The 23,450-nt window shown below is 62.3% G+C and carries 13 protein-coding genes; 5 read left to right on the forward strand and 8 right to left on the reverse strand.

Annotation, left to right across the window (positions count from 1 at the left end):
- Positions 1-184: 184 nt before the first annotated feature.
- The 3 genes from ACQ7C1_RS03805 to glgB are packed head-to-tail and all read left to right on the forward strand — an operon-like array spanning position 185 to position 8,886.
- A complete protein-coding gene (locus ACQ7C1_RS03805) occupies positions 185-3,409 on the forward strand; it encodes an alpha-1,4-glucan--maltose-1-phosphate maltosyltransferase (protein ID WP_430957381.1) in 3,225 nt (1,074 codons plus the stop codon).
- Positions 3,410-6,691 (forward strand): maltose alpha-D-glucosyltransferase, encoded by a 3,282-nt coding sequence (gene treS / locus ACQ7C1_RS03810; protein WP_430957382.1) that lies wholly within the window; start codon positions 3,410-3,412, stop codon positions 6,689-6,691.
- The gene (gene glgB, locus ACQ7C1_RS03815) at positions 6,688-8,886 is read left to right on the forward strand and encodes a 1,4-alpha-glucan branching protein GlgB (protein WP_430957383.1); all 2,199 of its coding nucleotides are present in this window, start codon (positions 6,688-6,690) and stop codon (positions 8,884-8,886) included. The genes treS and glgB overlap by 4 nt, the downstream gene beginning before the upstream one ends.
- Positions 8,887-8,907: 21 nt before the next feature.
- On the opposite strand, the gene ACQ7C1_RS03820 is transcribed toward glgB, so the two are convergent.
- Positions 8,908-10,533, reverse strand: a complete 1,626-nt coding sequence (locus ACQ7C1_RS03820; protein ID WP_430957384.1) for a thiamine pyrophosphate-dependent enzyme — start codon at positions 10,531-10,533, stop codon at positions 8,908-8,910.
- 29 nt (positions 10,534-10,562) lie between these two features.
- Positions 10,563-11,738 carry an amino acid aminotransferase gene (locus tag ACQ7C1_RS03825; protein WP_430957385.1) on the reverse strand — a complete coding sequence of 392 codons (1,176 nt, stop codon included), beginning with the start codon at positions 11,736-11,738 and terminating at the stop codon, positions 10,563-10,565.
- Positions 11,739-11,888: 150 nt separating this feature from the next.
- On the opposite strand from ACQ7C1_RS03825, the gene ACQ7C1_RS03830 reads away from it, so the two are divergent.
- Positions 11,889-12,356 carry an Lrp/AsnC family transcriptional regulator gene (locus tag ACQ7C1_RS03830; protein ID WP_221127112.1) on the forward strand — a complete coding sequence of 156 codons (468 nt, stop codon included), beginning with the start codon at positions 11,889-11,891 and terminating at the stop codon, positions 12,354-12,356.
- Positions 12,357-12,368: 12 nt separating this feature from the next.
- Here ACQ7C1_RS03830 and ACQ7C1_RS03835 read toward each other — a convergent pair whose 3' ends face one another.
- From ACQ7C1_RS03835 to ACQ7C1_RS03860, 6 genes are all read right to left on the reverse strand, one after another.
- A complete protein-coding gene (locus tag ACQ7C1_RS03835) occupies positions 12,369-13,130 on the reverse strand; it encodes an ABC transporter ATP-binding protein (RefSeq protein ID WP_430957386.1) in 762 nt (253 codons plus the stop codon).
- Positions 13,127-14,167, reverse strand: a complete 1,041-nt coding sequence (locus tag ACQ7C1_RS03840) for a FecCD family ABC transporter permease (protein WP_430957387.1) — start codon at positions 14,165-14,167, stop codon at positions 13,127-13,129. The genes ACQ7C1_RS03835 and ACQ7C1_RS03840 overlap by 4 nt, the downstream gene beginning before the upstream one ends.
- Positions 14,164-15,189, reverse strand: coding sequence for an ABC transporter substrate-binding protein (locus ACQ7C1_RS03845; RefSeq protein ID WP_430957388.1), 1,026 nt, complete (start codon positions 15,187-15,189; stop codon positions 14,164-14,166). The genes ACQ7C1_RS03840 and ACQ7C1_RS03845 overlap by 4 nt, the downstream gene beginning before the upstream one ends.
- 141 nt (positions 15,190-15,330) lie before the next feature.
- On the reverse strand, positions 15,331-16,209 hold the full coding sequence (locus ACQ7C1_RS03850; RefSeq protein WP_430957389.1) for an alpha/beta fold hydrolase: 879 nt from the start codon (positions 16,207-16,209) through the stop codon (positions 15,331-15,333).
- Positions 16,210-16,211: 2 nt separating this feature from the next.
- Entirely contained in the window at positions 16,212-16,493 is a 282-nt protein-coding gene (locus ACQ7C1_RS03855; protein WP_221112738.1) for a hypothetical protein, read from the reverse strand.
- 27 nt (positions 16,494-16,520) lie between these two features.
- Entirely contained in the window at positions 16,521-16,973 is a 453-nt protein-coding gene (locus ACQ7C1_RS03860) for a hypothetical protein (RefSeq protein ID WP_183698366.1), read from the reverse strand.
- 168 nt (positions 16,974-17,141) lie between these two features.
- On the opposite strand from ACQ7C1_RS03860, the gene ACQ7C1_RS03865 reads away from it, so the two are divergent.
- Positions 17,142-23,441: a HAMP domain-containing protein gene (locus tag ACQ7C1_RS03865; protein ID WP_097600555.1), complete on the forward strand. Its 6,300-nt coding sequence runs from the start codon at positions 17,142-17,144 to the stop codon at positions 23,439-23,441.
- Positions 23,442-23,450: the final 9 nt, after the last annotated feature.

Raw genomic sequence — 23,450 nt, forward strand, 5'->3', positions numbered from 1 at the left:
AGCGCATGGCGGCAATATCTCTACCGGCAAATCCCAGGACTTCCTTCTCTCGTTGAGCGCGACGACCTGGCTGATGATGTCGTCTCCCGTCCCGCATGCCCCATGCAGCCGTGAATTGACGGTTTGAGTGGAACAACCTCCGCCAAAGGAAGTTTGCCTGAAAAGCAACTCGAGGCGGCGGCCGATGTTACTCTCTGCGAAGCAGGGTGCTTTCAGCACCCCACCCCGGATCTATTATGTCAACCCGCTACTTCTCCAAGGTATCGATGCATGGTGTGAGGTTTTCGGCCATGCGGCGGATACCGGCTTTGATTATGTTCTGACCGCGCCGCTCTTCGAGCGGGGCGGGGACTGCAGCGTCTTTACCTCCCGGGACTTCGATCGCCTCGATCCTGACCTGCAGCTCGGCAGCGCGGTCGATGATGGGCTATCGCGCTTGGTGGAGGCCGCGGAGAAGAGCGGCGTCGGCCTGATGATGGACCTGATGCTCGACGGGAAAGTCGGCGATGCGCAAGCCGGCTTTCGTCCGGTCGATCCTCGACGCTCGCCGCTCGATCCGGCGGAGCCGATGAACACGATCGGGTCCGAGCGGCAATTGCGTTTGTTGGGAGAGTGGACCGAACGGCTATGGCGGCTGTCCGGACTCGGCCTCTCCGGCTACCGGGTGCTCGGGATCGATCGCGCCGCACCGTCGCTTTTCAAATCGCTGATCGCTGCGGTGCGCGAGAAGGCTGACGCTCAATTTCTCGCCTGGACGCCCGGCACCGATTTTGCGGTAAGAAGAGCGATCGCCGATGCAGGCTTTTCAGGCTGTTTTTCATCGATGGCCTGGTGGGATCTCGACGAGAGATGGTTCGTCGAGGAGCACCGCGTCCAGGAGGCGCTCGGCTGGCAGGTTGCCTTTCCCGAACCGCCCTTTGCCAGGCGGATCGCGCATGGGTCCGAGAGCCGTGAAATCCTCGAGCGGCGTGCCGTCAGAGCGCTGCGGCTTGCCGCCTCGCTCGGCGGTGGTCTCATGGTTCCCATCGGTTTCGAATATGGTGCGGCGACACCGCTCGATCCGACCCATGGCGATGGTTCCGGGCTGCGGAGGCTGCGCCATGATCTCGCCTTCGACATCTCCTCCGAAATACGCGTCGCCAATGCCGAGATCGGCAGGTCCGGCCACGCGCGCGCTCCATCGCTTCGCCTGATCCGCAACGCCAATGGGCCGGTTTCGGCGCTTGTGCAATCCGAGGAGCAGGATCTTCGCAGCGCATCGAATGTGCGGTTCGTCCTGATTAACAAGGACCTCAGGAGAAGCGCTTCCGCACCAATGACGGCCCTTCGCGAAGCTGCCTCCGGTTATCTTCCCGTCGCCGCCGATGCGGTCCTGCGCTTGCGGGCAGGGGAAATGCGGATCATCGAAGCCAAAGCGCCCGAGCCGATCGCATCCCGGCCAGCTATCGACGTTGAGCAGGCAATCGCTTCGCCGCGGCTTGCGATCGAAAACATCATGCCTCGGGTCGATGACGGACGATTTCCCGTAAAGCGTGTGGTCGGCGAAACCGTCACAGTCGAGGCCGATATATTCGCGGACGGCCACGACCCGATCGCCGCCGTGCTGCTCTGGCGGCCGCACGATCCCATGGCGGAGTGGAACGAGACGGAGATGCAGTTGGTCGAGAACGACCGCTGGCGTGCCGAATTCCTGCTGGAACGCGTCGGGCGCTATGAATTCGCGGTCGAAGCGTGGAAGAACCCGTTCGCGATCTTCCGCTACGAGCTGACCAAGAAGAACGATGCCAGGCTGGACCTGAAACTGGAGCTGCAGGAAGGATTGGACCTCGTCCACACCGCGAAGGCCGAAGCGCCGGCGGCACTCGGCGCAGAGTTGCAGGCGCTCATCGACAGTCTTGAAAACGCTTCCGATGCCGAGCGCACGACGATCTTGCTCGACCCCGAGACAGCCGAGTTGATGAACCGGGCCGATAAGCGGCCTTTCCGGCTTCGCTCCACGACAAGCTCCGTCGATGCCGAACGCAAGTCGGCGGCTTTCGCCAGCTGGTACCAGATCTTCCCGCGTTCGCAAAGCGGAGATCCGAACCGGCACGGGACCTTTGACGACGTCATCCCGAGACTGCCGGATATCCGCGGCATGGGCTTCGACGTGCTCTATTTCCCGCCGATTCATCCGATTGGAACGACCAACCGGAAGGGGCGGAACAACAGCCTGAAGGCAGCACCCGGCGATCCGGGAAGTCCTTATGCCATCGGCTCCAAGGAGGGCGGCCATGACGCAATTCATCCAGAGCTTGGAGATTTCGAGGATTTCGGCCGATTGGTCGAGGAGGCGGGTCGGCATGGGCTGGAGATCGCACTCGATCTTGCAATCCAGGCTTCGCCGGATCATCCCTGGCTGACGGAACATCCCGGCTGGTTCGACTGGAGGCCCGATGGCACAATCAAATATGCGGAGAACCCGCCGAAAAAGTACGAGGACATCGTCAATGTCGATTTCTATACGAAAGACGCGCTGCCCTCCCTGTGGGTGGAACTCAGGGATATCGTCCAGCTTTGGGTCGACCAGGGCGTCAAGCTGTTTCGGGTCGACAATCCGCACACTAAACCCTTCCCGTTCTGGGAATGGCTGATCGGCGATATCAGGGCGCGCCACCCCGAGGTCGTCTTCCTGTCGGAAGCCTTCACCAAGCCGAAGGTCATGTACCGGTTGGCGAAGATCGGCTTCTCCCAGTCCTATACCTATTTCACCTGGCGCAATACCAAGTGGGAGCTCGAGCAATATATGCGGGAGCTGACCGAGACGGCGCCGAAGGAATTCTTCCGCCCGCATTTCTTCGTCAACACCCATGACATCAATCCGGATTTCCTCCAGAACGCGCCGCGCCCGGCCTTCCTGATCCGCGCGGCATTGGCCGCGACGCTTTCCGGACTGTGGGGCGTCTATAACGGCTTCGAACTCTGCGAGGGGCGTCCCGATGCCAAGCGCAAGGAATATGCCGACAGTGAGAAATACGAGATTCGCGCCTGGGATTACGACAGGCCGGGCAACATCATCGCCGAAATCCGGATGTTGAACCGCATCCGGAACGAAAACACCGCGCTGCATTCGCATCTCGGGCTGACGCTGCTGAACGCGTGGAATGACAGTATCCTGTTCTTCGAGAAGGCGAGCCGCGCCCGCGACAATGTCCTGCTGATCGCGATCAGCCTCGATCCCCACAATTTTCAGGAGAGCAATGTCGAGCTGCCTCTGTGGAAATGGGGGCTTGGGGACGGCGGCGCGCTCGACGCCGAGGATTTGGTCACGGGGCACCGGTTCAGGTGGAACGGCAAATGGCAGAGAGTGAGTTTCAATCCTCAGATCCTGCCCTTTGCGATCTGGCGCGTTCGCGCAGCGGAGGCATGAATGGACACGATGAATCCCGGTAGCGTCGACCCGCTGCTCTGGTACAAGGATGCGATCATCTATCAGTTGCACATCAAGTCGTTCTACGACGCCAATGGCGATGGTGTCGGCGATTTTGCCGGACTGCACCAGAAGCTCGATCACATCGCAGCGCTCGGCGTCAACGCCATCTGGCTTTTGCCTTTCTTTCCCTCACCGCGCCGCGACGATGGATACGACATCGCCGACTACGGCAATGTCAGCCCGGATTACGGGACCATGGAGGATTTCCGCGCCTTTGTTGACGCCGCCCATCAGCGAAATATCCGCGTCATTATCGAGCTCGTCATCAACCATACCTCCGACCAGCATCCCTGGTTCCAGCGCGCACGCCATGCACCTGCGGGATCGCCGGAGCGGGATTTCTATGTCTGGTCAGATAGCGACCAGAAGTTCCCGGAAACGCGCATCATCTTCCTCGATACGGAGAAATCGAACTGGACGTGGGATTCGGTCGCCGGCGCCTATTATTGGCACCGCTTCTATTCTCACCAGCCCGATCTCAATTTCGACAGCCCGCTTGTTATGGAGGAGCTGCTGAAGGTGATGCGCTTCTGGCTGGAGACCGGCATCGACGGTTTCCGCCTCGACGCAATTCCGTACCTCGTCGAGCGCGAGGGGACGATCAACGAAAATCTTCCCGAGACCCATGCGATCCTCAAGCGCATCCGTGCCGCTCTCGACGCCACTCATCCCGGCGTGATGCTGCTTGCGGAGGCCAATCAGTGGCCCGAGGACACGCGGGAATATTTCGGCGAAGGCGACGAATGCCACATGGCGTTCCACTTCCCGCTGATGCCGCGCATGTATATGGCGATCGCCAAGGAAGACCGCTTCCCGATCACCGACATCCTGCGTCAGACGCCTGAAATCCCGGAGAATTGCCAGTGGGCGATCTTCCTGCGCAATCATGACGAGCTGACGCTTGAGATGGTCACCGACGCGGAGCGGGACTATCTGTGGGAGACCTATGCATCCGACAAGCGCGCCCGCATCAATCTCGGCATCAGGCGGCGCCTGGCGCCGCTGATGGAGCGCGACCGCCGGCGCATAGAGCTGATGAACGCGCTGCTTCTGTCAATGCCGGGAACGCCCGTGATCTATTATGGCGATGAGATCGGCATGGGCGACAACATCTATCTCGGCGACCGCGACGGGGTGCGGACGCCGATGCAATGGTCGCCCGACCGCAATGGCGGCTTCTCCCGGACGGATCCGGCGCGACTCGTCCTGCCGCCGATCGCCGATCCGCTCTACGGTTTCGAGGCCGTCAATGTCGAAGCCCAGAGCACCGACGCGCATTCGCTGCTCAACTGGACGCGAAAGATGCTGGCGTTGCGTGGCCGGCATCCGGCCTTCGGACGCGGATCGCTGCGTTTCCTGTCGCCTGAGAACCGCAAGATCCTGGCCTATCTTAGGGAATATAACGGCGAGACGCTGATGTGCGTCGCAAACCTCTCGCGACTGCCCCAGGCGGTCGAGCTCGACCTCTCGGCCTTCGAGGGCCGCGTGCCGATCGAACTGACGGGCATGTCGCCGTTTCCACCGATCGGGCAACTGACCTATCTCCTGACACTGCCGCCCTATGGCTTCTTCTGGTTTCAGCTGGAGGCCGATGCCGATCCGCCGGCATGGCGCACTGCTCCACCCGAACAGCTTCCCGATCTCGTGACGATGGTGATCCGCCGCGGTCTGCTCGATCTGGTCGATGAGCCGCGGTTGGGACGCGTCCTTAGCAACGAAATTCTGCCCGCTTATCTCGCCAAGCGGCGCTGGTTCGGGGCGAAGGACCAGCCGCTTCAGGCGGCTCGGCTGATCTCGGCAACGCCGATCCCCTATGCCGAGGGGATCGTTCTCGGCGAATTGGAGGTGGATCTGCCGGATCACAGCGAATCCTATCAGTTGCCGCTGGCGGTCGCCTGGGATGATGCGCAACCCTCCGCTCTGACGCAGCAGCTCGCCCTCGGGCGGGTTCGTCAGGGCAGGCGGGTCGGCTTCCTGACGGATGGGTTCGCGATCGAGCCGATGGCGCGCGGCATCCTGCGCGGGCTGGCCGACCGCTCGCGCATCACCGGACGCACCGGCACACTCGAATTTCTCGGCACCGAGCGACTCGACCGCCTGCAGGTTACCGACGACATGCCGGTTCATTGGCTCTCGGCCGAGCAATCCAACAGTTCGCTGATCGTCGGCGACGTCGCCATGATCAAGCTAATCCGGCACATCTTCCCCGGCGTCCATCCGGAGGTCGAAATGACGCGGTTTCTGACCTGCGCGGGTTACGACCATACCGCGCCGTTGCTTGGCGAAGTAGCCCACACCGATTCCAGCGGCCGCCGCTCGACCTTGATCATCGTCCAGGGTGCGATCCGCAACCAGGGCGACGCCTGGAACTGGATGCTGAACAATCTGCGCCGCGCGGCCGACGAGCTCGTGTTGAACGATCCGGCGGTCGAGCCCGGCGACGATGTCTTTCAGCCGCTGATCAACTTCGTTGCCATGGTCGGCATGAGGCTTGGCGAATTGCACGTCGTGCTGTCCGGTGAAAATGCGGACGAGGCTTTCAGCCCTGTCGTCGCCGGCAACGATGAGGTCGAGGCGATCAAGAAGGCGGTGGCGGGCGAAGTCGCCTATGCCATGTCGAAACTGGCAGAACGCGAGGAAAATGCCGAGCCCGCGATCGATCAACTCGCCCGCCCGCTTCTGGAGCGCCGTTCCGAACTCATCGAGCTTGGCGCGCGTCTGGCGGAGAGCGCCCGCGGCGCGCTGATGACGCGCACCCATGGCGACTTCCATCTTGGCCAAATCCTGGTCAGCGAGGGTGACGCCGTCATTATTGACTTTGAAGGCGAGCCCGCCAAAAATCTCGCCGAACGCCGCGCCAAGACCGTTCCGCTCCGCGACGTCGCCGGGCTTTTGAGATCGCTGAGCTATCTCGTCGCCACTGCCCAGCTCGACAATGACGCGGTCACCGAACACGAAAACGAGGTGCGCCGGGACGCGATCGCGCGTTTCGGGCGCAATGCCGAAGAGGCTTTTCTCGATGCCTATTGGCAGGCGGTCTCCGTATCGAGGGCGCTCGCCATGCCGACCGAACAAAGACGGAGGATTCTCGATGCCTTTCTTCTCGAAAAGGCAGCCTATGAAATCGCCTATGAGGCCCGCATCAGGCCGAAGTGGCTGCCGATCCCGCTTGCCGGCCTTGCCGAAATCGTATCGCGCTTGGCGAGGGTGACGGCATGAATGTTGAACGCTCGGAACTTCTCGCCGGCATCGGGCATGATGCCCTCTGGGCCCTGATCGAGGGACGCCACGGCGATCCCTTCTCGATCCTCGGTCCGCATGAAAGCGGCGGCATGACGATCGTGCGCGTCTATCTGCCGGGTGCCGAAGGCGTCGATCTCATCGAAGCGGCGAGCGGCAGGGTGGTGACACCCTTCAGCATCGCTCACCCCTCCGGCCTGTTTGCGGCGGCGATGGGTTCGAGGATGCCCTACCGGTTGCGGATCACGTGGCCGGATGGCGAGCAGATAACCGAGGACCCCTATAGCTTCGGGCTTCTGCTCGGAGAGCTCGATCTCCACCTGATCTCCGAGGGCACCCATTACAGCCTAAGCCGGACGCTCGGCGCGGTCGAAATGTCGGTCGACGACGTCGCGGGCGTCCGCTTCGCCGTCTGGGCGCCGAATGCCCGCCGCGTTTCAGTTGTCGGCGATTTCAACGCCTGGGACGGGCGACGAAACCCAATGCGGCTAAGGCAGCCGGCGGGCGTCTGGGAGCTGTTCGTGCCACGGCTGGCGCCTGGCGAGAGATACAAGTTCGAGATCATCGATCCGCATGGAAACTGCTTACCGCAGAAAGCCGATCCGGTGGCGAGAGCGAGCGAAGCCGCCCCGTCCACCGCTTCGATCGTCGCATCCTCGACGCGATTTCGATGGACTGATGACAATTGGATGAGGGGCCGGTCGCGGCAGCAAAGACTGGAAGGGCCGATCTCCGTCTACGAGGTGCATGCCGGGTCCTGGCTGCGGGAGAATGGCGGGCGGTCGCTCGACTGGGTCGAGCTCAGCCAGCGGCTCGTTCCCTATGTTCGCGAGATGGGATTCACCCATATCGAGCTGCTGCCGATCATGGAGCACCCCTTCGGCGGCTCCTGGGGATATCAGCCGCTAGGCCTCTTCGCCCCGACCGGCCGTTATGGCACGCCTGAGGATCTCGCCTATTTTATCGACCGCTGCCATGGCGCCGGGATCGGCGTCATCCTCGATTGGGTGCCGGCGCATTTTCCCACCGACGTCTGGGGGCTCGCCCGCTTCGACGGCACCGCGCTCTACGAACACGAGGATCCGCGTGAGGGCTTTCATCGCGACTGGAACACGCTGATCTACAATCTCGGTCGCAATGAGGCGAAAGGCTTCCTGATCGCCAGCGCGCTCGAATGGCTCGAACGCTACCATATCGACGGATTGCGCGTCGATGCCGTCGCCTCGATGCTCTACCGCGACTACAGCCGCAACGAGGGGGAATGGATTCCCAACCGGTATGGCGGCCGTGAGAACCTGGAAGCGGTGGAATTCTTCAAGCACCTGAACAGCATCGTCCATGAGCGCTGCCCGCATGCGATGACGATCGCAGAGGAGTCGACCGCTTGGCCCGGCGTGACGAAACCGCCGGAAGAGGGTGGGCTCGGCTTCGACATGAAGTGGAACATGGGCTGGATGCATGACAGCCTGAGCTATATCGAGAAGGATCCGGTTTACCGGAGTTACCACCACGGCACGATGACCTTCAGCATGATCTATGCCTATTCCGAACGCTTCATTCTGCCGATTTCGCACGACGAGGTGGTCTACGGAAAGGGCTCGCTGCTCGGCAAGATGCCCGGCGACGAGTGGCAGAAGTTCGCCAACCTGCGCAGTTACCTCGCCTTCATGTGGGGCCATCCCGGAAAGAAGCTGTTATTCATGGGAAGCGAGATCGCTCAGCCTGGCGAGTGGAACCACGACGCCTCAATCAGCTGGGATGTGCTGGATCGGCCCGCGCATGCGGGAATCCAGCGGCTGGTCAAGGATCTGAACGGCTTTTACAAAGACGAGCCGGCCTTGCAGTTTGGCGATTTCCATCACCAAGGCTTCGAATGGGCGGCGGCTGATGACGCCGTGAATTCCGTCCTCGGCATGCTGCGTTATGCCCCTGACCGCTCCTCGTCGGTGCTCGTCGTCTCGAATTTCACGCCGGTGCCGCGCTATGGCTATAGGATCGGCGTCCCGCAGGATGGCGTTTGGATCGAGAAGATCACGACGGACGCGGGCGAATATGGCGGCTCGGGCCTCGTCAACGGCGCAGTGTCGAGCGAACCAGTATCTGCCCACGGGAGGCCGCATTCGCTCTCGCTGACGCTGCCGCCGCTGGCGACGATCTTTCTCAAGTCGCCTTGATAGGGCTTCGCCTCCTTCCGGTCATTCGTGCGGAGCCGGATGGATGAAGGGCCAGGGGCTTGCCTCCGATCCCTTTTCAACTGGAACTTCGATGAGGACGGGCTCGTCGAGTGCAAGGGCTTTCTCCAGCACGTCCCTTAATTCGCCGGGGCTCGTCGCCTTGAAGGATCGGATGCCGAAGCTTTCGCCGAGAGCGACGAAATCGGGATTGGTCAGATCCGAGCCGAGAGTGCGGCCCTTATAGGTCTGCTTCTGGTCGCGCAGCACATTGCCATAAGCGGAATTGTTGAACACGATGGCGACCACGGCGATCCTGTGCTGTACGGCGGTGGCAAGCTCCTGAACGCCGAACATGAAGCCGCCATCACCCGAAACGGAGATCACGGCTTTGTCGGGATGGGCGACTTTCACGCCCAAGGCGGAGTTGAAGCCGAAACCGAGATTGTCCTGATAGCCGCATGTCACATATTGACGAGGACCGTAGGTCGGGAAGGCAAAGCGGGCGGTAAAGCCCATCTGGCTGACTTCCTCGACGAAGAAGCCGTCTCTCGGCAGGGCCTCGCGAATGGCTTCGAGATAGCCAAGCTGCGGCTGCACCGCCGAAAAACGAGACCTTGCCTCTTCATTGAGTTCGGCAAATTCACCTGTGCGATCCTCGCGGCCGGAACCGGCCAGCGCATCGATCAGCGCCTTCGTTCCAACCTTGGCGTCCGCGACGATACCGACATCCGGCTTGAGGCGGACCATTTCGGTCGGATCGATATCGATGCGGATGATCTTGAGCCCCTTGGGAAGCCACTTCCAGCGCATGAACTGCAATTCGAGCCGGCTGCCGATCCCGATCAGCACGTCGACCTTCTTCCAATATTCATAGGCGGCGACGAAATTCAGATAATTCGGATGGTCGTCGGGGACGATGCCCTTGCCGGAGCGATGCGATGTCACCGGTGCCTGCAGCAGTTCCGCAAGCGCGGCGATATCCGCGCCGGCATCCGCCGCGCCACCGCCAACCATGATCATCGGATTACTGGCGCTTGATATCAGCGCCGCCGCGGCGGCGATCTGATCGGGATTGATTGCCGGATGAGGCGCTCTCGCGCCAATGGGAATGTCTACTTCAGGGCCGGATTGTCCGAACACGTCCCAAGGGGCTTCAACCGCTCCCGGGCCCTGGCGGCCGGAGCGCATCTTGGCGACAACCCCCGCCATGATGACACCGGCTTCGGACTGGTGATTGATGCGTTCCGCCGTCTTGGTAATCCCGCGCATTGTCGCGAGTTGATCCGGCAGTTCGTGCAGCTGTCCTCTGCCTCGGCCGATGAGGTGCGACATGATGTTGCCGGTGATGCAGAGCACCGGCGCGTTGGCGCCGTAAGCGGTGCAGAGGGCCGCGCCCGAATTGAGGACGCCCGGGCCGGGCACGACGGTATAGGCGCCGATCCGGCCGGTGGATTTGGCATAGCCGTAGGCCATATAGGCCGCACCCTGTTCGTGCCTTGTATGGATGAACCGGATCTTGTCGCCGGCGTCATAAAGCGCATCGTTGAAATCATACATATGGGCGCCGGGGATGCCGAAGACCGTGTCGATCCCATGGGCGACAAGCGATCGGGTGATCGCCTGGCCGGTCGTTTCTTTCCTGCTCATTCGGAGGCTCCAACGGAGTGTTGATTTATTTACTTCAGGCAGCCTTCGGCCCTGAGCGCGGCGACGATGGCGCCGGCATCGGCGGGCTGCATGCCGGCAAGATTCATGCGGCCGGAATCCGCCATGTAGATGCCATGGTTTGCCCTGAGCGCGATCGCCGTTTCCTTACGCATGGAGAGATTGGAAAACAGGCCGCGCTGCCGGCGGATGAAGGCCAGTTCGGTCGAGGCAGCAGCCAGCGCCGCGCGATTGCCGTTAATGCGCTCGCACATTTCTTCGAGTTCGGCGCGCCACATTGCCGTCATTTCTGCGCTTTCGAGAATGGCCCTGACGACGGCAGCCCCATGATCCGGCGGCATGGACCAGTTGACGCGGGCAAGCGCCGCCATGTTGCTTTCCGCCTTTCTGACGTCATCGGCATTGCGAGCCACGACATAAAGTGCGCCGACGCGTTCGCGATAGAGGCCGAAGTTCTTGTCGCAGGAATAGGCGATCAGCGCCTCGTCGACCGCATCGAGGATCATGCGTGTCGGGGCGGCATCCTGTTCGAGGCCGTCGCCGAGCCCCTGATAGGCAAGATCGATGAAGGGCACCAGCCTGTGCGCGACGAGGAGGTCGGTAATCTTTCGCCACTGCTCGATGGTGAAATCGATGCCAGTTGGGTTATGGCAGCAACCGTGAAGCAGCACGACGTCGCCTTCCCCGGCGGAAGACAAGGCGGAGACGACGCTGTCGAATGTCACCTGCTGTGAAGTCAGGTCCACGAAGGCGTATTCCTTCACGCCCAAGCGTGCCGAAGCGAAAATCGGTGCATGGTTGGGCCAGCTCGGCCTTCCCAAAAAAACTTTTGCTGATGGGTTTGCCGTTTGAATGAGCTCCGCGCCGAGACGGAGCGCGCCGCTGCCGCCGGGCGTTTGAATACCGGCGAGCCGTTGGGTGAATTTCGGCGCGTTGCCGAAGATGATCGGCTCAAGCAGGCGCACGAATTGCAGATCGCCTTCGGGGCCGAGGTATTTCTTGCTGCCCTGGGTCTCCAGGAGAAACTGCTCCGCCGCCTTGACGGCCCGCATGACGGGCGTGCGTCCCATGCCATCGCGATAGACGCCGACGCCGAGGTCGATCTTTCCGGCACGATCGTCGGCCTGGAAGGCCTTGATGAGGGCGAGCAGGCTATCGGCCGGCCGGCTGTTCAGTTGGTCAAACACGGTTCCACCTCGCTTTTGCATTGTGGCTGGAGATTAACTGAACTGTCACGGCGAATTTCTGCGATTTTCACCCCTGGAGTCCGCGATCGTGCAGACAATCGGCGGAAGCGGCCTATAATGTGCAGAAAATCACCGTCTGGAGTGATGGTCATGCTTGATCCGTTCGATATCAAATTGCTCGCCGCCCTCCAGCAAAACAGCGAGATGACGCAGGGCGAGTTGTCCCAGAAGGTCAACCTGTCCGCCACTCAATGCGCGCGCCGTTTGGAAAGACTGCGCAAAGAGCAATATATCCAGAGCGTCGTCGCTATCCTCAATCCGGTGAAACTGGGTTTCACCGTCGTCGCACATACGCTCGTCAGCCTTCGAGCCCATACCGAAGGCGGAAACGAGCGGCTCCATCGTTTCATCGAGACTGCGCCGGAGATCCTGGAATGTTACTCGCAGACAGGCGACGCCGACTTTCTGATGAAGGTCATGACGCGTGACCTCGACCATCTCAGCCAGTTTCTCGAAAGAATGATCCGGGTCACCGACAATCTGGCGTCGGTCAAATCGAGCATCGTCCTCAAGACGATTAAAAAGACGACCGCTTTGCCGCTGCAGATCGTGACGTGAGAGCGGCCGTTCTCACCTGAGATAGTGGATATGCGGGCGCGAATGATGGGCGGAGGCTTCGATGCGGGCTTCGACCGAAAAGACCTCGCGCAGCAGCGCCTCGCTCAGCACATCCTCTGGCGCGCCTGACGCGACGATCCGGCCCTGCTGCATGATAGCAAGCTCGTCGCAGAACATGGCGGCATGGTTGAGATCGTGCAGGGCGACGATGCTGGTGATCGGCAGGCCGGAAACGAGCCGCATCAGGCCGATCTGGTGCTGAATGTCGAGATGGTTTGTCGGTTCGTCGAGGATGAGTTCCTGCGGCGACTGGGCAAGCGCCCTGGCGATGTGGGTGCGCTGCTTTTCGCCGCCCGATAGGCTCTGCCAGCGATCGTTGCGCTTTTCGGCCATGCCGGCGCGGGCGAGCGCTGCCTCGACCGCCTCTTCGTCAGCCTTCGTCCAGCCGGAGAACATCGACCGGTGCGGGAAACGGCCGAGCTTGACGACGTCGATGACCTTGAGATTGGCGTTCGTCGTTGCGTGCTGCTCGACGAAGGCGATACGCCGGGCGATCGAGCGGCGGCTGATCGTGCCGATATCGCTCCGGTCGAGTGTGACGCGGCCGGAATGCGGCCGCTTCAGGCCCGCGAGAAGCCGCAGCAGCGAGGTCTTGCCCGAGCCGTTCGGTCCGAGCAAGCCGAGCATCAGGCCGGGCTGCGCCTCCATGGAGACGCCGTCCAGAATGGTCTTGCTGCCAATTTTCCAGGTGAGGTTGTCGGCCTTGATGCTCATGACGCGCGCTGGAACCGGTAGAGGATGATCGAGAAGAAGGGCACGCCGACCAGCGCCGTTACGACTCCGATCGGCAGGATCTGGTTGGGAATGAGGGCACGCGCGGCGATGTCGGCGAGCACCATGAAGATGGCGCCTGATATGGCGCAGGCCGGCAGAAGACGGATATGAAGCGGCCCGACGACGAAGCGGGCGACATGCGGCACGACGAGGCCGACGAAGCCGATCGAGCCGACCATGCTGACGATCGTGGCGGTCATCATGGCCGTCAGCGCGAAGAGCACCATGCGGGCGCGCCCGACATTGACGCCGAGCGAGGATGCCGCCTCGTCGCCGAAGGCGAAGGCGTCGAGCACGCGGGCATAGAGCACACAGGCGGCAAGGCCGAGGCCGACGACGACCGAAACAAGCGCGAATTCCGGCCATCGCACGCCGCCGAAACTGCCGAGCAGCCAGAACATGACGTCGCGGGCCTGCTGGGCATTGGCCGAGGTGGTGACGATATAGGAGGTCGAGGCGTTGAAGAGCTGCGATGCGGCGACACCGGCGAGAATGGTGCGGTCGGCGCCGCCGCGGGTGCCGTTCGACAGCAATGCGACGAAGAAGAAGGCTGCGAAGGCGCCGGCAAACGCGCCTGATGACAGCGATACCGCGCCCGAGCCGAGCCCGAGGATAACGATTGCGACGGCGCCGGTAGAAGCGCCGGCCGAGATGCCGAGCACATAGGGTTCGGCAAGCGGGTTGCGCAGCAGCGACTGCATGATGGCGCCCGACAGCGCCAGTCCGGCGCCGCAGAAGGCGGCGACGAGCGCGCGGCTTAGGCGGTAATCCCAGATGACCGTCTCGTGGATGCGGTTCAGCTCGACCGCGGTCCATCCGAGCCGGTTGGTGACCGCCGAAAAGGTGGTCGCCAGCGGAATCGGCAGATCGCCGATCCCGACGCTGACGCCGATGGCGACAGCGATGAGGCAGAAGGAAGCGAGCAGCAGTGCGGTGACCGCTCCCAGCTGCCGGAAGAGACGGCCTGCGTCGGTCACTTCCGCAGACCGAGCGCCTTCAGCTGCTCGGCTACCTGCTCGGCGCCGTAGATCGTTCGGATGGTCGGGTTCATGGCCTGGCCGTCCATGACGACGAGAGCCTTGTTCTTGACGGCCGGGATCTGGCTGACGGCCGGATCGGAGTTCAGGAAGTTGATCTTGGCTTCGGGCTTGTCGAGCTCCCAGCGGTTGCGGTCGAGGCTGGCGACGACGATGACGTCGGGGTTGGAGGCGATGATGCCTTCCCAGCCGACGGTCGGCCATTCTGCGTCGGCGGTGATCGCATTATGTCCGCCGAGCAGATCGGCGATGAAGCCGGAGGCGCTGTTTTTACCACCAACATAGGCGTCGGCCGACGGGCTGGGGCTGGAAAACCAGAAGACGTAGGACAGGTTCTGGCCGTCCTTGGCAACGCTCCCGCGAAGCTTGGCTTCACGCGCCTTGAAATCGGCGATCAGCGCCTGGCCCCGATCGGCGACATCGAAAATCTGAGAGAGTTCGTCGATCTCCTTGTAGAGAAGATCCATGTTCCACAACTCGCGGCGGCTGCCGTACTGGTCCTTGACGTCCTTGGTGCTGAGGCAGGTGCTCGGCGAGAGGTAGGTTGAGACGCCGACCCTGTCGAAATCCTCGCGCTTGGCGATCTTGCTGTTCGGGCCGACCAGGCTTGGCAAGGCCACCGCCACGAAATCGGGATTTTCCGCGAGCATCGACTCGAAGGTCGGCATCTCGACGGTGAGAAGCTTGACCTTGGCATTTGCCTCGGCGAGCTGCGGCAGAACCTTGCTCGGCCAGAAGGCGGTGCCGACCATCTTGTCCTGAAGGCCGAGCAACAGCAGGATTTCCGCGCTGTTCTGGCCAAGCCCGATCGCCCGTTCGGGCGCCTTCTTGAAGGTCACCTCAGCGCCGCAGTTTTCGAGCGTCAGCGGGTAGGTGGTCGAGCCGGCAAATGACGGGGCCGCGGCAAGGCCGATTAGAGCGGAGAGGCCGCAGGCGGCCAGAAGTGATTTAAAGCAGATCACGTAGAAATCCCGGTGCGTGAGTTTATGGGCGGGGGTATAGCCACAGGAGGCGCAGGAAAACAAGACCAAATGGATCAACTTATCGCAGAAATCGACGGTGCTGGACACTGCGCCCAGTTAACTCGCCTGCCAGACCATGTCCTAAGTCCAGATACTGCTATCGTTTTCGAGAAACTTCCGGATCGCCTGCGAGAGAGCTCGTGGGTTCTCCTCGGCCACGTGATGGCCGCTGTCGATGCCGAAGCCGTGCACGTCCTCGGCCCAGTTTCGCCAGATAGCGACGGGATCGCCGTAGATCTGTTCCATATCGTCGCGCAACGACCAGAGGCACAGCATGGGGCAGATCACTTTCCGGCCGGTATCGCGGCCCTCGCGGTCGTGGCGGTGGTCGATACTGAGGCCGGCGCGGTAATCCTCGATCATCCCGTGGATCACGGCTGGATCGTGGATAATGTCGATAAGGTCGTCATAGGCCGGCCTTCCCATCAGTTCAGGCGAGAGTTTGTCGTACCATGCCAAGGGATCGGCCATGATCGCCCGCTCCGGCTTTTCCGGCTGAGCGAAGAAGAACCAGTGGTACCAGTCCCGGGCAAATTTCCAGTCGGCGCGTTCGAGATGCTCGATAACGGGGATGCCGTCGGCGATGACGAGTTTCTGCACGCGATCGGGATGGTCCATCGCCATGCGGAAGGCAGTCAGGCTTCCGCGGTCGTGGCCGACCACCGCGAAGTTTTCGTGCCCCAGTCGCCGCATCAGCGCGACCAGCGCTTCAGCCTTGGCGCGCTTCGAAGAGTTGCTGCTGTCGGGAGCATCGGCCGGCTGGTAGGAGCGGCCGAAGCCGGGAAGGTCGGGGCAGACGACCGTGTAGTCGGGCGCCAGCAGCTCAGCCACCTTCCCCCAGGTCATATGCGTCCTGGGATGGCCGTGGAGGAGAAGAACGGCTGGTCCTGATCCGCCGTGTCGGACGCGAAGCGAACCCGGTCCGACGTCGACGGAATCGAGAGAAAAGCCTTGGAACATGGTCAGCTGAGCTTGCCCACGAGCTTGGCATAATCCGAAAATGTCGCCCCTTCGCCTTTGCTGCCGGCTTCGCCGGCAAGCTGCAGCACACGGATTGGAAATAGGATTGCCGCCAGGTTGGCGCCGGAGAGCTCATGGTCGTCGTCCTCCTCGATAGCCCTTTTGGCTTTCGAGAGCGCGGCATCGATTTCCGCGCGCGTAAGCAATTCCTTTTCGACGATCGCGTCGCATATCGAGGCCATTGCCATGATCAGGCCCTTGAGCTGCAGATTGGCGGTATTCATGAGAACTCCCGGGTGAAGAAAGGATTTCTAGTCCTGTTCGACCGGCCGGATTGTGTCGACCGAGACCGTGCCGTCTAGGATACCCCGCTTTATATCACGTCTGTCCCGATCGATCTCGATCACGGTGTAGAGTTTGTCGTCACGAAAGGCGCTGGCATTGGCCGTGGTGACATCTTCGGCAGGCGCCGCATCGACTTCCATGAAATCGAGCTCGCGTGCCGCGGCAACGATTCTGGCATCGCCCGGCGTCCGGGCAGCGACGACGATGGCGCCGTGATTGGGCGCATTGCCCCATCTGGGATCGTCGGGTTTGGCGATCGGCTCAAGCCGGTAGATGTTCAGCACCTCGCCGCCGGTTTCGGACGATGCCTCCGCCGCGGCATCCTGCATCTGCGCTTGGCTCTCGACCGACTTTCCGAAGGTCGTCGGGCTGGTCGCATTGTTGATCTCGTCTTTCCCTGTCCTTGAGACGTTCGACATGTCGTTCTCCTTGTCAGGACGGAAACGACGGCCAGCGGGAAACTGTTCCCACGCCGGCAAAGTTTGGCCGTCGACACTGGGTTAGGCCTACCTCTGCAACCCTGCGGCACACCCATAGCCTTTTTCCAGTCGAGCACTAATTACCCTCTGTCGAACAGGGGGGATTTCGTGAGCACGCAAACCGGTGAATTTTCGCGCGACGACGCTGCTGCTGAGAGCATCAACGGGTACGACCACAAAAGCATGGCGTACGACGATGCCAGCGCCCTTTTAGAAGTGCTGGTCGCGGTCAGGCGCGGCGACTTTTCCGTGCGGATGCGCTCTGACCTGACCGGCGTGACCGGCAAAGTCGCCGATGCGCTGAACGACATCATCGCCGCCAATCAGCGCATGGCCCGGCAGCTCGAACATGTCGGCCAGGTCGTCGGCCGCGACGGGCGGACAAGTACCAGGGTGCGCTTCGGCCTGTCGGATGGTTCATGGTCGGAAATGGAAGGCTCGATCAATGGCCTGATCGACGATCTCCTGTGGCCGACCACGGCGGTCACCCGCACGATCACCGCGGTCGCCAAAGGCGATCTCTTGCAGACCGTGCCGCTCGATGTCGACGGGCGGGCGCTGAAGGGCGAATTCCTGCGCTCGGCCGATATCGTCAACACGATGATCAAGCAGCTCAGCGTCTTCACCTCGGAGGTGACGCGCGTTGCCCGCGAAGTCGGCACTGACGGCAAGCTCGGTGGGCAGGCGCAGGTGCCCGAGGTGACGGGCGTCTGGAAGGACTTGACTGAAAGCGTCAACTCGATGGCGTCGAACCTGACGGCGCAGGTGCGCAACATCGCGGAGGTGACGATCGCGGTCGCTAACGGCGACCTCTCCAAGAAGATTACCGTCGACGTGCGCGGCGAGATCCTGCAGCTTAAGGAAGCGATCAACACCATGGTCGATCAGCTGCGCTCCTTCGCTTCCGAAGTGACGCGCGTCGCCCGTGAGGTCGGCACCGAAGGCAAGCTTGGCGGCCAAGCGCTGGTGCCGGGTGTCGCCGGCACCTGGAAGGACCTGACCGACTCGGTCAACGCGATGTGCGGCAACCTCACAGCCCAGGTGCGCAACATCGCGCAGGTGACGACGGCGGTTGCGCGCGGCGATCTCTCGCGCAAGATCACCGTCGACGTTTCGGGTGAAATTCTGGAGCTCAAGGAAACCATCAACACGATGGTGGATCAGTTGAACGGCTTTGCCGGCGAGGTGACGCGTGTGGCGCGTGAAGTCGGCACCGAAGGCCGCCTTGGCGGCCAGGCGCAGGTGCCTGGCGTGGCCGGCACCTGGAAGGACCTGACGGACAACGTCAATTCGATGGCCTCGAATCTGACGGCGCAGGTGCGCAACATCGCCGAAGTTTCCACCGCGATCGCCAATGGCGACCTGTCGAAGAAGATCACGGTGACGGTTTCGGGCGAAATCCTCGAGCTGAAGGAAACCATCAACACGATGGTCGATCAGCTGAACGCCTTTGCCTCGGAAGTGACGCGTGTCGCCCGCGAAGTGGGAACGGAAGGCCGGCTCGGCGGTCAGGCGAACGTACGTGGCGTCGCCGGCACCTGGAAGGACCTGACCGAAAACGTCAACTCGATGGGCGGCAACCTGACGGCGCAGGTGCGTAATATCGCGGAAGTCTCCACAGCCATCGCCAATGGCGACCTGTCGAAGAAGATCACCGTCGACGTGAAGGGCGAAATTCTCGAACTGAAGGAAACCATCAACACGATGGTCGACCAGCTGAACGCCTTCGCTTCGGAAGTGACGCGCGTGGCGCGCGAAGTCGGCACGGAAGGCCGGCTTGGCGGCCAGGCGAACGTGCGCGGCGTGGCCGGCACCTGGAAGGACCTGACCGACAGCGTCAATTCCATGGCCTCCAACCTGACCGGCCAAGTGCGCAATATCGCCGAAGTCGCGACTGCCGTCGCCCAGGGCGACCTTTCGAAGAAGATCACCGTTCCGGTGTCGGGTGAGATCCTCGAACTGAAAGAGACCATCAATACGATGGTCGATCAATTGAACGGCTTTGCCGGCGAGGTCACGCGCGTCGCACGTGAAGTCGGCACCGAAGGCCGGCTCGGCGGCCAGGCCAACGTGCTTGGCGTGGCCGGCACCTGGAAGGACCTGACCGACAGCGTCAATTCCATGGCCGGCAACCTGACGGCGCAGGTGCGCAACATCGCCGAAGTCTCCACGGCGATCGCCAATGGCGACCTGTCGAAGAAGATCACGGTGTCGGTCTCGGGCGAAATCCTCGAGCTCAAGGAAACGCTGAACACCATGGTGGATCAGCTGAACCGCTTCGCCTCCGAGGTGACGCGTGTGGCCCGAGAGGTCGGCACCGAAGGCAAGCTCGGCGGTCAGGCGCAGGTGCCTGGTGTGGCCGGGACCTGGAAGGATCTGACCGAAAACGTCAACTCCATGGCTTCGAACCTCACCGGTCAGGTGCGCAACATCGCCGAAGTCACGACCGCCGTGGCGCGCGGCGACCTCTCACGCAAAATCACTGTCGACGTGAAGGGGGAAATCCTTGAGCTGAAGAACACCATCAATACCATGGTGGACCAGCTGAACGCTTTCGCCGGCGAAGTCACGCGTGTTGCCCGCGAAGTTGGCACCGAAGGCAAACTCGGCGGCCAGGCGCAGGTACCAGGCGTTGCCGGCACCTGGAAGGATCTGACCGACAGTGTCAACTCCATGGCGGGCAACCTGACGGCGCAGGTGCGAAACATCGCCGAGGTGGCGACTGCGATCGCCAATGGCGACCTGTCGCGCAAGATCACCGTCGATGTGCGCGGCGAGATCCTGCTCTTGAAGGACACGCTGAATACTATGGTCGACCAGCTTCGCTCCTTCGCCGGCGAAGTGACGCGTGTCGCCCGCGAAGTCGGCACCGATGGCCGGCTGGGGGGGCAGGCCGTCGTTCCCGGCGTCGCCGGCACCTGGAAGGACCTGACCGACAACGTCAACCTGCTCGCCGCCAATCTGACGACGCAGGTTCGCAACATCGCCGAAGTGACGACCGCCGTGGCGCGCGGCGACCTCTCGCGCAAGATCACCGTCGACGTGAAGGGGGAAATCCTCGAACTGAAGAACACGATCAATACGATGGTGGACCAGCTGAACGCCTTCGCCGGCGAAGTCACACGCGTCGCTCGCGAAGTCGGCACCGAAGGCAAGCTCGGCGGTCAGGCGCAGGTGCCCGGCGTCGCCGGCACCTGGAAAGATCTGACCGACACCGTCAACGTCATGGCCGCCAACCTCACCGAACAGGTGCGCGGCATCGTCAAGGTGGTGACGGCGGTCGCAAACGGCGACCTGAAGCAGAACCTCACCGTCGCCTCGAAGGGCGAGGTGGCAGCCCTTGCCGAGACGATCAACAACATGACCAACACGCTTGCGACCTTCGCCGATCAGGTGACTACGGTGGCGCGCGAAGTCGGCGTCGAAGGCCGCCTCGGCGGTCAGGCGAATGTTCCCGGTACCGCGGGAACGTGGAAGGATCTGACCGGCAACGTCAACCTGCTTGCCGCCAATCTGACGACGCAGGTGCGTGCCATCGCCGAGGTCGCCACCGCCGTCACCAAGGGCGACCTGACGCGGTCGATCAAGGTCGATGCGCGCGGCGAAGTGGCCGAGCTCAAGGACAACATCAACACGATGATCGACAATCTGCGCCTGACGACGGAGCGCAACACCGAGCAGGACTGGCTGAAGACAAATCTGGCGCGCTTCACCAACATGCTGCAGGGCCAGCGCGACCTGACGCTGGTCGGCAAGATGCTGCTTTCGGAGCTGGCGCCGCTGGTCGGCGCGCATCAGGGCGTCATCTACCAAGTGGACGCCGACGAAGAGCAGCCGTTCCTGTCCCTGCTCTCGGTCTATGCGCAGGGCGTCGAAGCGGCGCATCCGCTGCGGCTCGACTTCGGCCAAGGCCTCGTCGGCCAATGCGCCAGCGACGCCCGCCGCATCCTCGTCACCGATCTTCCCGACAATGTTGTTCCGATCAGTTCGGGCGTGTTCACGACGCTGCCGCGAAGCGCGATCGTCCTGCCGGTGCATTTCGAGGGGCAGGTGAAGGCGGTGATCGAGCTTGCCTCTGCAGGTGAATTCACCGAGTTGCAGCTTTCCTTCCTCGACCAGCTGACGACGTCGATCGGCATCGTTCTCAACTCGATCGAAGCGACCATGCAGACCGAAGGCCTGCTCAAGCAGTCGCAGCAGCTCGCGGCCGAACTGCAGACGCAGCAGCGCGAGTTGCAACAGACCAACGAGCAGCTCGGCCAGAAGGCGCAGCAGCTCGAGGAACGCAACGTCGAAGTCGAGGCGAAGAACCAGGAAATCGAGCAGGCCCGCCGCGCGCTCGAGGAAAAGGCGACGGAGCTTGCTCTCACCTCGAAGTACAAATCCGAATTCCTCGCCAACATGTCGCATGAATTGCGCACGCCGTTGAATTCGATCCTTATCCTCGGCCAGCAGCTTGGCGAAAACCCCGACGGCAACCTCTCGGCAAAGCAGGTCGAATTCGCAAAGACCATCCACGGCGCCGGCACCGATCTGCTTAACCTCATCAGCGATATTCTTGATCTGTCAAAGATCGAGTCCGGTACGGTCTCGGTTGACGCCGAGGAGATCTTTGTCAGCAATCTGCTCGAAGTGATGGCGCGGCCATTCCGGCACGAGGCGGAAAACCGCAACCTGTCCTTCGCGATCGAGGTCGGCGCCGATGTGACGAAGAGCATCATTACGGATTCGAAGCGGCTGCAGCAGATCCTCAAGAACCTGCTGTCGAACGCCTTCAAATTCACGGCGCAGGGCGGCATCACACTTCGCGTCGCCTCGGCGGCGAGCGGCTGGTCGCCGGAGCATCCCTCGCTCCGGCATGCGCCATCGGTCATCGCCTTTGAAGTGATCGATACCGGTATCGGCATTCCGCCTGAGAAGCAGCGCATCATCTTCGAGGCGTTCCAGCAGGCGGACGCCTCGACCAGCCGCAAATATGGCGGCACCGGCCTGGGGCTCGCCATCAGCCGCGAACTGGCAAACCTGCTCGGCGGCGAGATCCAGCTGCGCAGCACGCCGGGTGTCGGCAGCACCTTCGTGCTTTACCTGCCGCTCACCTATGTCGGCGCCGGCGCGGTCGCGCCGAAGTCGGCTCCGGCAGCGGCGAATGTCGTTGAATTCGCCGAGGCGGCTGCCCGCCGGGCTGAGAAACCCGCCGAACATGTCGCGGACGACCGCCACCGGATCGAGCCCGGCGACTCCGTGCTGCTCGTCGTCGAAGACGATGCGCATTATGCCCGCGTCCTCGTCGATCTCGCCCGCGACAACGGCTTCAAGGTGTTGGTCGCGATGCGCGGCAGCGATGCGCTTGTTCTTGCACAGGAATACAGGCCGTCGGCGATTTCGCTCGACATCTTCCTGCCCGACATGCTCGGCTGGACGGTGCTGAGCCAGCTCAAGCAGAATTCGCAGACGCGACACATTCCGGTGCAGATCATCAGCCTCGACGAGGACCGCCAGCACGGGCTGACTCGCGGCGCCTTCGCCTTCATGAGCAAGCCGACAACGCCGGAAGGTCTCGGCAAGGCGCTGTCGCGGCTGAAGGCTTATGCCGAGCCGCGCCGCAAACAGCTGCTGCTGGTGGAAGACAACGAAGCCGAACGCATGAGCGTCACCGCCCTCCTTGGGCACGATGACATCGACATAACAAGCGTCGGCTCCGGATCGGAGGCACTCACGGTTCTCCGGCAGGGCTCGGCCGACTGCGTCGTGCTCGACCTCACACTGCCTGACATGTCCGGCTTCGAAGTGCTCGAGCAGATCCGCGACGACGCCGAGATCGCCGAAGTCCCGGTCGTCGTGTTCACAGGCCGGGAGCTTTCGCCTGAGGAAGACGCCACGCTGCACAGCATGGCGCGCAGCGTCGTGGTGAAGGGCGTGGAGTCGCCCGAGCGGCTGCTCGACGAAACGGCGTTGTTCCTGCACCGGGTGGTGGCCGACCTGCCGGCGGCAAAGCAGGCGACGCTGCAGGAGTTGCACAGCTCGGACGAGGATCTCGTCGGCGAGACCGTGTTGCTCGTCGACGATGACGCCCGCAACATCTTTGCGCTGAGCAGCGTTCTCGAACGTCGCGGCATGAAAGTGCTGACCGCGACGACCGGTAGCGAGGCAATCGAGGTCATCAACACCGAGCCCTCGGTGGCGATCGTGCTGATGGATATCATGATGCCCGGGATGGACGGTTACGAGACGATGCAGGTGATCCGGTCGGAGCCCCGCTTCCGACGGCTGCCGATCCTGGCGCTGACGGCTAAGGCGATGAAGGGTGACCGGGAGAAATGCCTGGAAGCGGGCGCGTCGGACTACTTGGCAAAGCCCGTCAACACCGAGCAGCTCCTCTCGGCTCTGCGTATGTGGCTGCACCGCTGAGGATCCGGC

This window comes from Rhizobium sp. Nf11,1, from assembly GCF_050587665.1.
Classification (GTDB): domain Bacteria; phylum Pseudomonadota; class Alphaproteobacteria; order Rhizobiales; family Rhizobiaceae; genus Rhizobium.